12 protein-coding genes are annotated in these 13,180 nt (G+C 72.4%); 2 read left to right on the top strand and 10 right to left on the bottom strand.

Annotation, left to right across the window (positions count from 1 at the left end):
* Window positions 1-62 precede the first annotated feature (62 nt).
* From BC793_RS33865 to BC793_RS33855, 3 genes are all read right to left on the bottom strand, one after another.
* Complete coding sequence (locus BC793_RS33865) at window positions 63-518, bottom strand: hypothetical protein (RefSeq protein WP_109600003.1); 456 nt, start codon at window positions 516-518, stop codon at window positions 63-65.
* Window positions 519-993: 475 nt separating this feature from the next.
* Window positions 994-2,142, bottom strand: a complete 1,149-nt coding sequence (locus BC793_RS33860) for a zinc-binding dehydrogenase (protein WP_109600001.1) — start codon at window positions 2,140-2,142, stop codon at window positions 994-996.
* On the bottom strand, window positions 2,139-3,605 hold the full coding sequence (locus BC793_RS33855) for a flavin-containing monooxygenase (protein WP_109600000.1): 1,467 nt from the start codon (window positions 3,603-3,605) through the stop codon (window positions 2,139-2,141). The genes BC793_RS33860 and BC793_RS33855 overlap by 4 nt, the downstream gene beginning before the upstream one ends.
* A gap of 124 nt (window positions 3,606-3,729) precedes the next feature.
* Between BC793_RS33855 and BC793_RS33850 the strand changes: the two genes are divergently transcribed.
* Window positions 3,730-4,683: a serine hydrolase domain-containing protein gene (locus tag BC793_RS33850; protein ID WP_158319437.1), complete on the top strand. Its 954-nt coding sequence runs from the start codon at window positions 3,730-3,732 to the stop codon at window positions 4,681-4,683.
* 5 nt (window positions 4,684-4,688) lie between these two features.
* Here BC793_RS33850 and BC793_RS33845 read toward each other — a convergent pair whose 3' ends face one another.
* From BC793_RS33845 to BC793_RS33825, 5 genes are all read right to left on the bottom strand, one after another.
* Window positions 4,689-5,648: a hypothetical protein gene (locus BC793_RS33845; protein ID WP_109599998.1), complete on the bottom strand. Its 960-nt coding sequence runs from the start codon at window positions 5,646-5,648 to the stop codon at window positions 4,689-4,691.
* An 11-nt stretch (window positions 5,649-5,659) separates the two neighbouring features.
* Entirely contained in the window at window positions 5,660-6,115 is a 456-nt protein-coding gene (locus tag BC793_RS33840; protein ID WP_203896448.1) for an RNA polymerase sigma factor, read from the bottom strand.
* Between the two features lie 252 nt (window positions 6,116-6,367).
* Window positions 6,368-6,733 (bottom strand): hypothetical protein, encoded by a 366-nt coding sequence (locus BC793_RS33835; RefSeq protein WP_203896447.1) that lies wholly within the window; start codon window positions 6,731-6,733, stop codon window positions 6,368-6,370.
* Window positions 6,734-7,452: 719 nt separating this feature from the next.
* Window positions 7,453-8,016, bottom strand: coding sequence for a class I SAM-dependent methyltransferase (locus tag BC793_RS33830; protein WP_239170434.1), 564 nt, complete (start codon window positions 8,014-8,016; stop codon window positions 7,453-7,455).
* A gap of 140 nt (window positions 8,017-8,156) precedes the next feature.
* The gene (locus BC793_RS33825) at window positions 8,157-9,164 is read right to left on the bottom strand and encodes an AraC family transcriptional regulator (protein ID WP_109599996.1); all 1,008 of its coding nucleotides are present in this window, start codon (window positions 9,162-9,164) and stop codon (window positions 8,157-8,159) included.
* 90 nt (window positions 9,165-9,254) lie between these two features.
* Here BC793_RS33825 and BC793_RS33820 point away from each other — a divergent pair, with 90 nt between their 5' ends.
* The gene (locus tag BC793_RS33820) at window positions 9,255-10,208 is read left to right on the top strand and encodes a pyridoxal-phosphate dependent enzyme (protein ID WP_109600265.1); all 954 of its coding nucleotides are present in this window, start codon (window positions 9,255-9,257) and stop codon (window positions 10,206-10,208) included.
* Here the strand turns inward: BC793_RS33820 and BC793_RS33815 are convergent, their stop codons facing one another.
* Window positions 10,209-12,362, bottom strand: coding sequence for an RCC1 domain-containing protein (locus tag BC793_RS33815; protein ID WP_109599994.1), 2,154 nt, complete (start codon window positions 12,360-12,362; stop codon window positions 10,209-10,211). It lies immediately after the preceding gene.
* Between the two features lie 113 nt (window positions 12,363-12,475).
* On the bottom strand, window positions 12,476-13,099 hold the full coding sequence (locus tag BC793_RS33810) for a hypothetical protein (protein WP_146246559.1): 624 nt from the start codon (window positions 13,097-13,099) through the stop codon (window positions 12,476-12,478).
* Window positions 13,100-13,180: the final 81 nt, after the last annotated feature.

The raw sequence follows: 13,180 nt of genomic DNA, 5'->3' as shown, positions 1-13,180 counted from the left end.
CGCCGCCGAGACGATTCGTGGCGGGCGGTGCCATTCCGGCCGGAGTCCTGAGTCGGCGTCGGTCATTCGTTGGCGGGTGAGCGGGTCTGCGTCAGAGTCGGCACGGCCCTACGTTTGGCGCCGGTCTCGCCGCCGCGTGTCGCCGCCCAGATGAAGAGTGGCGTCAGCATGATGGGCCAGATGAAGCCCAGAGCCGGTAGGCCCTCGCCGTAGCCGGCGACCGCGTACCGCTCCATCTCCACGGCGGGCTCTATGAACTGCGGGATCAAGGCGGCCAACGCGAAGAATCCTTTGAAGCCCGGGTGGCGCCGGGCGGCGAGGAAGACGGGAACGATGAGAAGCATCCCGGCCCAGACCCAGATCGGGTTCGAGAACTCGGCCTCGTAGGAATAAGGGCCGACCTGGGTGAGACCCTTGGCGGTGGCAAGGGCGAATGCGACCAGGCTCCCGGACAACAGCAGGATGCCGAGCAGCAAGGCCGCCGCTTCGGCGATGGAGGGAACCGGGCGCTCAGTCATCAGCAGATGATGCTTCGCAGAGGACGGCTCCGTCCATCCGCCTGCCGGGCGGCACCGTAACCGGTCGGGGCCGCCTTCAGCAGGCCTGGGTGAGCTGAAGCGGGGGTGCACCTGACGCAGCGGTGCGGCCGCCGGCCGGCTGGGGAAGGGTGCTCACCGGAGGGAGAGCCACCGCGCTTCGAGGCGGGCGTTCAACAAGGCCTCGCGCTCCGATTCCGGGAGGCTGCCGTCGCTGTGCCAGCCGGATTGAGATCATCGGTGAGGCCGAGGAGTTGTTGCCTGCTCCGCGGGTGGCCATCCGTTGCAAGCGGGCGACCAGCCGGACGGATACCGCCGAGCCCGCCGCCGTGGTTGCTCCCTCGCGAAGCGGTTCGCGAAGCGGTTCGCGAACCGGCTCGCGAACCGGGCATGCAGCCGATCCGGCTCGACGAGCCGATCATCGATACGTTCCGCCTACCGGGTGCCGCTGTAGAAGCTAGACCGACGGGTCGACCAGGATCTTCGCGTGGTGGTCGGCCTTCGCCAGCTCGTCGAAGGCGCCGGCCACACCGTGCAGGCCGACGACGCCGGTCAGCAGGGGGCGTGGGTCGATCCGGCGGCGGGCGACCATGTGGAGGGCCTCGCGGAACTCCACCGGGTCGTAGCAGAAGGAGAACCGCAGGTCGACCTCCTTGTTGCTGGCCATCGTGGGACGGAACGTGTCCGGCTGCATGCAGACGCCGACGACCACGATCCGGGACCGGAACGGGGCATGGGTGACGATGTCCTCGATGACGCCGGGCAGGCCGACGCACTCGAACACGACGGCACCCCGGGGACCGGCCCCGAACCGCTGGGCGGTCCGCATCACCGTCCACCACGGCACACCCGGCACCTTCTGCAGGTCACGCAGGGCCGTGATGCCGGCGCCGTAGAGGTCGGTCGCCGACGTGACCAGGCCGGGATCACCGGCGATGGCCGACCACGGGGACTGGGCCGCGGGGTCGACGACGACGTCGGCGCCGCATCTGCGGGCGAGCTCCCGGCGGCCCTCGGTGAAGTCGCTGGCGACGACCCGTCGTACCCCCGCCGCTTTGAGCATCAGGATGACGGCCAGGCCGATCGGACCGCATCCGATGACCACCGCGGTGTCGTTGCGGGTGACGTCGCCGCGCCGGACCGCATGGTGGGCGACCGCGAGGGGTTCGGTGAGGGCGGCGGGGCCCGGCTCGACGCCGGCGGGCACCGGCATGGTCGCGTCTTCGGAGACGAGCACATATTCGGCGTACGCCCCGGGCGCGTACTCGGACATGCCGGTCATGTGCACGTCGTCGCCGTGCATGATCAGCGGTAGTGAGACCACGAGTTGCCCGGTTCGCCAGCGGCGGCGGCAGCCGGGCCCGTACTCGTCGACGGTGCCGGCGAACTCGTGGCCCATCACGACCCGGTGCGAGCGGCGCATGAAGTGGGGGTAGCCGACCTCGGCGGCGACGTCGGCGCTGGCCTCGGCGTCGTGGCGCACGTGCAGGTCGGAGCCGCAGATCCCGGTCCGGCTGACCCGCAGCCGGACCTGTCCGGGGCCGGGGACGGGCAGCGGGACCTCGGTGACCTCCAGGGTCCCGTCATGGACGACGACGGCTTTCACGCGTGTGCCTCCCTGCGGATGCGGCTCCAGACGAGTCCGTCGTCGAGGCCGGTGCGGTTGGTGGCGAGGACGTCGAGGAGCACGTTCTGCCGGAACGCCCACGGGTAGCGGCGCCCGGCCCGCGGCATGATGTCGGCGGCGCGGGCCAGGTAGCCGGAGCGCATGTCCATGAACGGGCCGGTCGGGCCGAGATCGGCGGGGGCGACCGGCACGACGGCGTCGGCGCCGGTGTCGAGGAGTCTGCGCAGCACCCGCGCGATGAGGCGGGCGGTGACGTCGGCCCGGACCGTCCAGGACAGGTTGATGTACCCGATGCAGACCGCGAAGTTGGGCAGGCCACTGAGCAGGGCCCCGTGATAGGTGCAGGTCTTCGACACGTCGACGGGCTCGCCGTCGACGGTGAGGGTGACACCGCCGAGCAGTTTGATCCGCAGTCCGGTGGCGGTCACCACGACGTCGGCCTCGACGACGGTGCCGTCGGTCAGGCGGATGCCCTCGGGCACGAACCGGTCGATGTGACCGGTCGCCATCGAGACCCGCCCCGCGCGTACCGCCTGATAGAGGTCCCCGTCGGGGGCGATGCACATCCGCTGCTCCCACGGGTCGTAGGGCGGCCGGAAATGCCGGTCGACGATGCCGGCGTCGCCGACCGCGGCGACAGCGCCCTTGCGCAGCAGCGCGCGCATCGCGTTCGGGAAGCGGCGGCACGCCTGGAAGAGCGCCCACTGGGCGGCGGTGTTCTTGGTGCGGGCGAGCCGGTGCGCGGTGTCCGGCGGCAGAAACCTGCGGAGGGTACGGGCGATCGCGTCCACCCGCGGCTGGGCGAGCACGTAGCTGGGCGTGCGCTGCACCATGGTCACGTGGGCGGCGTCGTCCGCCATCGCCGGTGCCACGGTGACCGCGGTCGCGCCTGACCCCACCACCGCCACCCGTTTACCGGTGTAGTCGAGGCCGGCCGGCCAGAACTGCGGGTGCGCGATCGTCCCGGTGAAGTCGCCGGTGCCGGCGAACCCTGGGTCGTGCGGGTGGTCGTAGTCGTAGTAGCCGGTGCAGCCGGCCAGGAAACGGGTCACGTAGGTGAGGGTCTCGCCGGCGCGTTCGGCGGTCACCGTCCAGCGGGCGGTGCCGGAGTTCCAGTCGGCGCTGAGCACGCGGGTCCCGTACTCGATCCGCTCGTCGATCCGGCATTGCCGGGCGGTGTCCTCGACGTAGGCGAGCAGTTCGTCGCCGTCGACGATGGAACGCTCGCCCTGCCAGGGACGGAACGGGAAGGAGAGGGTGTAGATGTCGGAGTCGGAGCGCACGCCGGGATAGCGGAACAGGTCCCACGTCCCGCCGAGGCGGTCGCGGGCCTCGACGATGGTGATGCCGAGTTCCGGGCAGCGTTCCCGGATCCGGTAGGCGACGTCGATGCCGGAGATCCCGGCACCCACGATCAGCACGTCGACGTGCGTTTCCGACATGGCGGCCCCTCGCGTTACGAGCGTGTTTCACGCATCGTGCCCGGCAGGCGCCCCGAAAGACTTGACCCAGCCCGACAATCAGCCGGAGTGCGCCCGGTGGCGTCCGGCGGCATACTCGGCAACCGTGGACTTCGAGGATCGATGGCGGGAACTGATCGCCGGGAGTGACCGGATCTCCGCCGCCGGGATCGCGGTCGGCGGGCTCGACGGTGACGTCCGCACCGACGGTGACGACCTGCTGTTCCCGGCCTGCTCGATCAGCAAGCACGTCGCGGCGTTAGGCACGCTGCGGCTGGTCGCCGACGCGGTGATCGACCTCGACACCGACGTCAACGCCTACATGTCCACCTGGCGGCTGCCGGGCTCCGGCACGGTGACCGTGCGCCAGGTGCTGGCCCACACGGGGGGGCTGACCCAGAACTGGTTCCCCGGGTACGCCGAGGGCGAGCCGGTCCCGTCGCTGCTCCAGATCCTGCGGGGTGAGCCACCGGCCAACACGCCCGCGGTCCGGCGTGATCTGCCGCCGGGTGCCGGGTTCCGATACTCCGGCAGCCACTACGCCGTCCTCGAACAGCTCCTGATCGACGTGACCGGGACACCGTTCGACGAGCTGATGGCGGCGCTCGTGCTGGAACCGGTGGGCATGACGGACAGCAGCTACGACCAGGGTTTCCCGTACGAGCATCGGGACCGTGCCGCCCGCGGCCGGTCCGGTGGTGTTCCGGTGCCCGGCGGCTGGCACACGCAGCCGGAGCGGGCCGGTGCCGGGCTGTGGAGCACCCCGGCCGACCTGGTGCGGCTGGAACTGGAGATCTGCCGCGCCAGCGCCGGCACGTCCGCGCTGCTGCCGCCGGAACTGGCCGCACAGATGCTCACGCCGCAGGTGCCCGGCGGGTTCGGTCTCGGCACCGAACTCGGCGACGGGTGCTTCGGGCACACCGGGCAGAACACCGGCTACAGCTGCTTCTCGTACGCCTGGCCGGCGTCGGGTACCGCGGTCGCCGTGATGACGAACGCCGACGACTGCCGCGACACGCTGGTGGCAGTCATCGAGCTGGCCGGGCGCCGGCACGGCTGACCGGGTCACCGGGCGACCGGGCGGATCCACGGGTCGAGGATCAGGCGGTCCAGGCCGATCGTGACGAGCCGGTCGTACAGCGGCTGGGTCAGCTGGACCATCTGCACCCGCATCTTTCCGTCCTCCGGAGCGGCCGAGTAGATGCCCAGGCTCCGGTCGTCCATCAGCGCTCCGACCGCCTGCCCGACGGTGGCCCGCAGCTCCTCGTCGGCGGCGATGGTACGGCTGCCGGGCGCGGCGACCACGCAGAGGTTCGCGGTGTAGACGGCGGCCAGCGCGGCACGGGCCTCGGCGACGTCGCCATCCACCACCCGGACGACCAGGATGCGGGCGTCCCCGCTGTGGGTGGCGAACGGCTCCGCGAACCGGTCGGCATGCGCCCGCAGGTAGTCGCGGAGCGGGTCCTCGACCTCGGGGGTGCCCCATTCCTCGTCCGCCGGCCAGCCCCCGGGCGGTGCCGCGCACGGCGGCGTCAGCGGGAGATCGTAGACCGAACCGCCCGAACCGGCGGAGCTGGGCGAATACGGCATCTGCCGGATCTCCGACAACTCCCCCGGGTGCCATCGGCCGTGCAGCGTGGCGCCATCGGTGGGCGCGACCCCCGGAACATCGATGCCGTACGGGCAGGAGTCACCCGCGACCGGGGCCGGCGCACACATCTGCGCATCCTCGACCCGGCCGCTCGCCTCGACGAGGTCGCCGTCCCGGACGATCAGCGTTGCTGCCGGGTCGGCCGCCACGATTGCTGGACCCGGGGTCGGCTCCGGCGGCGCCCGGTGGGTGGCGAACACCAGGGCGCCCGCCGCCAGGATCGTGGCCGCGGCCGCCCCGACCGGGACCAGCCAATTCCGTCGCTTCGGAGTCACCCAGCGGCTCGTGTCCGGCTCGGGCGGTGGTGGCTGGGCCGCGCGCCAGCGTTCGCCGGCCGCGGTGAGCAGGTCGTCGATCGGGTCTCTCGTGGTCATGTCCTCCCCTGTCATCCCGTCACCGCCAGCAGGTCGCGCAGCCGCAGCCGGGCGTCCGACAGCGTGGACTTCACCGTGCCGACCGAGCAGTCCATGACCGCCGCGGTCTCGGCCGTCGACAGGCCGGCGAAGTAGTAACAGTCGACGGCCAGCCGCTGCCGGCCGGTCAGCTGCCGCATCGCACGGCGGACGTCCATCCGGGCGTCCCATTCCGCGGCCACACCGTCGTCCGGGATCTCGGCGCGGGTGCCGCGGAACCGCCGGGCGGCCTTGCGGGCCTGATCAGCGGTGATCGCCAGCAGCCACGCCGCCGGGGTGCCCCGCGCCGCGTCGTACTGGTGGCGTTTGAGCCAGGCACGGGCCAGCGACTCCTGCACCACGTCGTCCCGGTCGGCATGCGGCGCCAGCCGGGCCGCCAGCCGGGCCATCGCACCGAGATGCGGCCGCACCCAGTCCTCGAACGTCACACTCACACCCCTATTACCCTCGCCGGACCGCCGCGGTTGGGTGCGTTCGACGACAATCACACGCCGGCCGATCGGGGTGGGGCGCCGGACGGACTGGCCCTCTGCCTGGCGCCGTCCGGCACCGGATTCGTGTGAACCGATCGGCGGCGCGTCGAACTCGGTGTCATCGACGTGAGTGAGCCGGACGGGTTCGCGTACCGGGCCGCGGTGCTCGTGCGCTGCCTCACCGAGCAGCCCTGATACCCCGGTGGGTCAGTCGTCGAGGGTACCGATCCGGTCGTCCAGGGCTTCGATCCGGTGACGGAGGGCCTTTGCGTCGCTGGGCGGTAGGACGCGCAGGACCTGGTCCAAGGTCGCGCGGTCGGCCAGGGGATCGGGGCAGCAACCCGCATGACCGTAGTAGAGGCGGTCCGCCCGCTCGTCGGTCGAGGCGCGGGCGAATTCCTGCCATGACTTCAGCGCCGCCGCGGCGGCCCCGGGACCGAGACGGGTGCGCTCGAGGTGGGCGATCCGCGCAAGGCCTTTGGTGGAGACCCCGTCGACGAGGGCGATCCGCACGCCGGGTTCCCGCCGCCGGGGCAGGGTGGCACGGACGTGCGCGGGCGGCTTACGCGCCACGGCTCCAAGAGGTGATCATCATGCTGTCGAGTCTTCCATGTGCCCGCCGGGCCGACAAGGACGGTCGGGCGGTGGCGCGGCCACGTCCCGGTAGGTCGCCGCACCAGCGGTAGCGCTGCTGCCGACGCGGTGGGTCACTGCACCCACCGTGACGCTGCTGCCGACGCGGTCGATCGCCGCACCAACGTGACGCGGCTACCGGCGCGGTCGGACACTGCACCGACCGTGGCGCTGCTGCCGACGCGGTCGGTCGCCGCACCAACGTGACGCGGCTACCGGCGCGCCGGAGTTCAGGCGCGGGCACTGGGCCAGGTACGCGTCCTGACTGAAATAGCTGGCCCGCATCGCTTCGACCAGCGCCGGGCCTATGAGCGCGTGGGCGAGCGGAGGCCGCTCTCACGGACGAGCGCACCGGTAACGACCCATGCATGGGGCCGGGCTCCCCGGAGGACTCGATCGCCCGCCTGTGGGTCATGGTTGCTTCCCGAGCCGGGGAAGCAGCCATAACCCACAGGCGGCCGCCCAGATCGGCCGAAGATGATCGTCCGCCTATGCGGAATTGCTCTAACCGGCCGACCAGCCGGGCCGCGACCCGCGAAGACACCCCCACGGCACTGAGCACCGGTAGGTCGAAGCGGGCGACGACATCCGGTGTGAGTCACTGCTCCCGATGAATGCCGGAAGCCGCCGATCTTGCCCGGCTGGCCCTCACCGCTGTCTCACGGCCCTCGAGACAGCGGTGAGGGCCAGCCGGGGGTGGTCGGCGGTGCGTGGGCTGGGCGGGTGGCGGTCAGGGGCGGTGGGCCAGCAGCTGGATCGCGGCGGCGCGGTTGCCGTTCATCGTGGGCACCTCGATGTGGCGTTCGGCGGCCACGTGGAAGTCGGCGAGCAGGTGCCGCAGGTACTCGGGGTCGTGGTGGCGGCAGACCGCACCGTCGTCGGTGGTGAAGACCCCGTAGGGCGTACCGGCCCGGGCGGCGTAGCGGCGGCGGCTGCGTGCGTCGGGCTGGAGGGCCAGGTCGCTGAGGTAGAGCAGACCGCCGGCGGTCAGGAGCCGGCGCAGCCGCGACGAGTCCGCGCTGGGCGGCGTCGTCGGGAACGCAGGTGAGTACGGCGAACAGCACGATCAGGTCGAAGCTCCCCGCCGGGTGATCGAGAACCGGCGGGGAGGTGATCCGTTCGAAGCGCAGATCCGGGTGGGCGCGGCGTCCGCGGGCGATCAGGGTGGTGGAGACGTCCGCGCCGGACACCTCGCCGAACCCCAGATCGTTCAGTTCGGCCATCACCCGTCCGTAGCCGCATCCGTAGTCCAGGACGCGGGCGGCCCGGTCGACTCCGGCCAGCCACTCCCGGTGGACCGGATGGGTGAAGGTCTTGGTCGCCCCCGTGGTGTCCCAGTACCGCTGCCGGCGGTCGGCGCTGCTCACGCGGTACGCCGGACGGCGCGTACCCGCCGGGGTGGGACGCCCCACCAGCGGTGGCAGGCACGGCTGAAGGTGGCCTGTTCGGCGAAGCCGAGCCGGGCCGAGACGGCACCGAACGGCAGGGTCGTCTCGGTCAGGTAGTGGCGGGCCCGTTCCCGGCGGATGTTGTCGACGATGTGGGCGAACGTGGTGCCCTGTGCGGCGAGGCGGCGTTGCAATGTGCGCGGGTGCAGGGCGAGGGCACGGGCGACGGCCTCCATCGGTACGGCGCCGAACACCAGCATCCCGTCGACGACCGTGCGGATGCGGCCGGTCATGTCGTCGACGTCCGGCAGGAGGGTCCGCAGGTAGGCCTCGGCGCGGGTGCGCAGGTCCTCGTGGGCGCCGGTGATCGGCCGGGCCAGCAGTTCCGCCCGGACGCGCAGCAGCGACTCGGGATCGCCGAAGCGGACCGGCGCCCGGTAGAAGCTCCGATAGCAGCCGGGGTCCGCGGCGGGGTGGTAGGACAGGCGCACGTCGAGCAGGCCGTAGCCGTCGCCGAAGAGCAGGCACAGCGCCCGGTGCAGGAACCCGATTCCGGCGTCCGTGGCCTGTACCGGCGGCGGGCCCGGCGGGTGGCCCCGGTAGCGCAGGGCGATGACACCGGGTTCACCGTCGGGGTCGGTGGTCTGGTCGACGTGCAGGGCGTCACTGTGCACGGTGAGATAACGCTGGGTGGCGGCGAGCGCGTCGGCGCCGGTACGGCAGTTGGCCAGCATCACGGCGAGCGGCCCGAGGGTGTCCAGGCCGTGCCGGGCGGCCATCCGGAGCCCGAGGTCGGGGCAGTGCAGCGAGACCGCGGCCGACTCCAGGAGGGCGGCCAGGCGGGACTGTTCGATCGGGAGGTCGTCGTGGTCGAGGACGGCGAGGTCGAGTCCGGCGGCGTGCACCAGCGGCGCCGGGTCCGCGCCGAGGTCACGGACCACCTCGTCGAAACCGCGGATCCCGGCCGCGCGTACGGTCGCCATCGTCGCAGTCTCGGCAACCGGGGCCACACGGTCAACACCCGACCACCGTTGTACGGCCCGGGAGCCGCGGGCGCCCCTTACGATCGGGGCATGACGGTGACTTTGCAGGATGTCCTGGACGCTGCCGACCGTATCGAGGGGGTCGCGCACCGTACGCCGGTGATCCGCTCCCGGACTCTCGACGGCCTGACCGGCGCGCAGGTCCATCTCAAGGCGGAGAATCTCCAGCGTGGTGGCGCGTTCAAGTTCCGGGGCGCCTACAACGCGATCGCCCGCCTCTCCCCCGATCAACTGGCCCGCGGCATCGTGGCCTACTCGTCCGGCAATCACGCGCAGGCCGCCGCTCTCGCCGCCCGGGAGCTGGGCGGCTCCGCGGTGATCGTGATGCCGGCCGACAGCCCGGCCGCGAAACTCGACGCGGTCGCCGGGTACGGCGCGGAGATCGTCACCTACGACCGGTACACCGGCGACCGGGCGGCGATCGCCGGCGGGCTCGCTGCGGAGCGTGGGGTGGCGCTGATCCCGCCGTACGATCATCCGGACATCGTGGCCGGTCAGGGCACCGCCACCCTGGAGCTGCTGGAGCAGGCGGGCGAACTGGACGCGATCGTCGTGCCGGTCAGCGGTGGCGGCCTGATCGCCGGCAGTGCGATCGCCGCCAAGGGCCGGTATCCGGGCATCCGGGTGATCGGTGTCGAGCCGGAGACCGCCGACGACACCCGTCGGTCGCTGGCCGCCGGCAGGCCGGTCCGGATCGACGTGCCGCACACCATCGCCGACGGTCTCGCGGTGGCGGTTCCCGGTGACCTCACGTTCGCGATCAACAAGGAGCTGGTCGACGAGATCGTGGTGGTCAGCGACGACGAGCTGCGCGACGCGATGCGGTTCGCCGTCGACCGGCTGAAGCTGGTGCTGGAGCCGAGTGGCGCGCCGGGCCTGGCCGCGCTGCTCACCGGACGGATCCGCCCGGTACCGGCGCGGGTCGGGGTGATCCTGTCCGGCGGCAACGTGGGCGCGGCCCGGCTGGCGCAGCTGCTGGCCTGATCACGGCCCGGTGGGCACCGGCACGGCCCGCCGGGCGGGGAGTACCACGCCCAGCTGACCCTTGCTGTTGTCGCCCCAGCACCACAGACTCCGGTCGGTACGGATACCGCAGGTGTGCACCCTTCCTGTTCCCGCGGTGAGCCAGGCGGTGTCCGTACCGACGCGGACGGGCCGGGTCTTGTATTCGCGGGTCATGTCGCCGAGTTCGGCACGGCCGTTGGCGCCCCAGCACCACAGGCTTCCGCCGGCGCGGATGCCGCACAGGAACGAATGGCCGAGGGTCAGGTGGGTCCAGTCCCGGTCGGTCGTGAGCTGCCGGGGGACGTCCTGCCGGAACGGGTCGCCGCCGCCGAGTTGGCCGGCCCCGTCGTCGCCCCAGCACCACAGGCTCCGGTCGGCGCCGAGCGCGCAGGTGTCGCGGGACCGGGCGTGGATCGAGCTCACCGGCGGAAGGACGAGCGGTTGCGCCGGTGAGGTGCCGCGGGCGTCGCCGCGCTGGCCGGAAGTGTCGTCGCCCCAGCACCAGACCCGGCCACCGGTGTCGCGGCCGCAGGTGTGTGCGCTACCGGCGGTGACCTCGGCCCAGGACGCGCTGATCTCCCGGCGGGCCGGCACGGGTTCGCGGGGCACGGTGGTGGTGCGGTTGCCGAGTTGACCGGCGTGGTTGCCGCCCCAGCACCACAGGGTGGCGTCGTCCCGCCGGGCGCAGATGTGTGACTCGCCGACGGTGACGCCGGTCCAGGTGGCGAGCCTGCCGACCCGCTGGGGTGCGGTGACGGTCTTCTTCCGGGGCAGGGCGCCCCAGCACCACAGGGTGCCGTCGTCGCGGACGCCGCAGGTGGTGTCGGTGTCCGTGGCGAACGTCTTCCAGGTGCCGGCGACCCGCCGCGGAACGGGCCTGGAGGTGGTGGTTCCGTCACCGAGCTGGCCGGCCCGGTTGCCGCCCCAGCACCACAGGGTGGCGTCGGTGCGGCGGGCGCAGGTGTGGTCGCCGCCGCCGGAGACCTCGGCCCAGCCGGTGGCGGTGCCGGCCCGTACCGGGGTACCGCTCATCGGTGAGGAGATGTCCGTGCCGTCGCCGAACTGGTTGCCGCCGTTGTCACCCCAGCACCACAGCTCGCCGCCGGTGGTCAGCCCGCACGTGTGTGCGGTGCCGGCGCTGAGAGCCCGCCAGTCCAGATCGGGACTGGCCGGCACCGGGCTTCGGGCGTGCACCGTCGTGTCGTCGCCGAGCCGGCCCTCGGTGTTGTCACCCCAGCACAGGGCGTCGGCGCCGGTGGTCACCGCACAGATGTGGTCCGCGCCGACGGAGACGGACGCCCACGACCTGCCGGCGCCGATCCGTACCGGGGCCGGGCGGTCGATCTCGGTCCCGTCGCCGAGCCGGCCCAGATGGTTGGAACCCCAGCACCACAGCGCCCGGTCGCGGTCCAGCGCGCAGGTGCGCTCCTCCGTGACGCTCACCTCGGTCCAGGAGGCGGCCGTCCCGATCCGGGCGGGCGTCTTCCGGCCGGTTCCGGGCTGCCCGTCGCCGAGGACGCCGTTGACGTTGTAGCCCCAGCACCAGAGCGTGCCGTCGCCGCGCAGACCGCAGGTGTGCATGCGGGCCACGGCCACCCGGGTCCAGTCGGTGGCGGCGCCGATCCGGGTGGGCGTCCGCCGCTCGGTCTCCGTCCCGTCGCCGAGCTGGCCCATCCAGTTGCCGCCCCAGCACCACAGGCTGCCATCGGTGCGGATGGCGCAGGTCCGCTCCCCGGTGACACTGACCGACTTCCAGGTGTCGGTGCCCACCCGCGCCGGCCGCGGCTGCGTGCCGGCGGCCGCACCCAGCCCGAGCTGGCCCGCGGAGGCGTCACCCCAGCACCACAGGCTGCCGTCGGTACGGGTCGCGCACGTGTGTGACCAGGAACGCGACACGCTAGCCCAGGCCCGGCTGTCGTCGACGCGGACCGGGCGGGTGCGGCCGGTGGTGGTGCCGTCGCCGACCGTGCCCCGGTGATTGGTGCCCCAGCACCACAGACTGCCGTCGCTGCGGATGGCGCAGGTGCCGTCCGCGGCCGAGACGGCGGTCCAGGTCGGGGCCGCGGCCCGGGCCGGCACGCCGGTCGTCGTGAGGAGCACGGCCAGCACCACTGATGTCACGAATCCCCGCACTTACCCTCCCGGATCGGATCCTTCCTCCGGTTCTACGCCTCTCGGCGCCAAGGGTGAGCGGTGTTGGTCAACACCCACCGCGAGTGAGCCGATGTTCGGGCAGGCTGAGGGGTTCACACATCGTCGGGCAGGTCCTGGAACAGCGGCGGCTCCTCCTCGTCGGTGCGGACGATCGTCACCGGCGGCGCCTCCCACACGGTCAGGGTCACGACCAGCACGGCGATCCGGTCGCCGCTCTTCTCGACGCCGGTCACGGTCATCCCGGCATGACGGCCGTCGCTGGTACGGGCACACGCCTCCAGGCCGGTGCCGGCGCGGTCGGCGGTGATCGTGAACCCGTACTCGCTCGCGGCCAGGCAGGAGTGGTAGGTGGCCGACTTGTCGGCCAGCTCTCCGCCGGCGATCTCCGCCAGGCCACTCCCCTGATCGTCGAGGGTGAGGTCGCAGCGCTCGGCACAGCCGCCGGCGCCCCAGTCCGGGGCGCGGGAGTCGAGGTCGACCCGGCTGCCGGGGGTCAGGCGCAGCTGTTCGGGGCCGCGGCGCACGACCGGTGCGGCCTGGAAGCCGGTCAGGGTCATGGTGGGCGCGGCGACGGCCGGGACGGCCGCGGACGTGCCGGCGACCCCGGCCAGCGTGACGTCCCAGTGGCCGCGGACCGGGCTGAACATCCCGGCGACGACCGCGACCACACCGACAACAGCACCGAAAAGGGCACGGAAGTTGAAAAGTGGGAACATCCCCTCACTTTCGAGCCTGCTACAACGACCCGCAAAACAAAAAGTGGCGCAATTCCCCTGAGGCGTGAGGTCGCCGAGAAT

It is taken from the genome of Actinoplanes xinjiangensis (assembly GCF_003148685.1).
In the GTDB taxonomy this organism is placed as follows: domain Bacteria; phylum Actinomycetota; class Actinomycetes; order Mycobacteriales; family Micromonosporaceae; genus Actinoplanes; species Actinoplanes xinjiangensis.
This window is presented reverse-complemented; position numbering and strand designations above follow the sequence as displayed.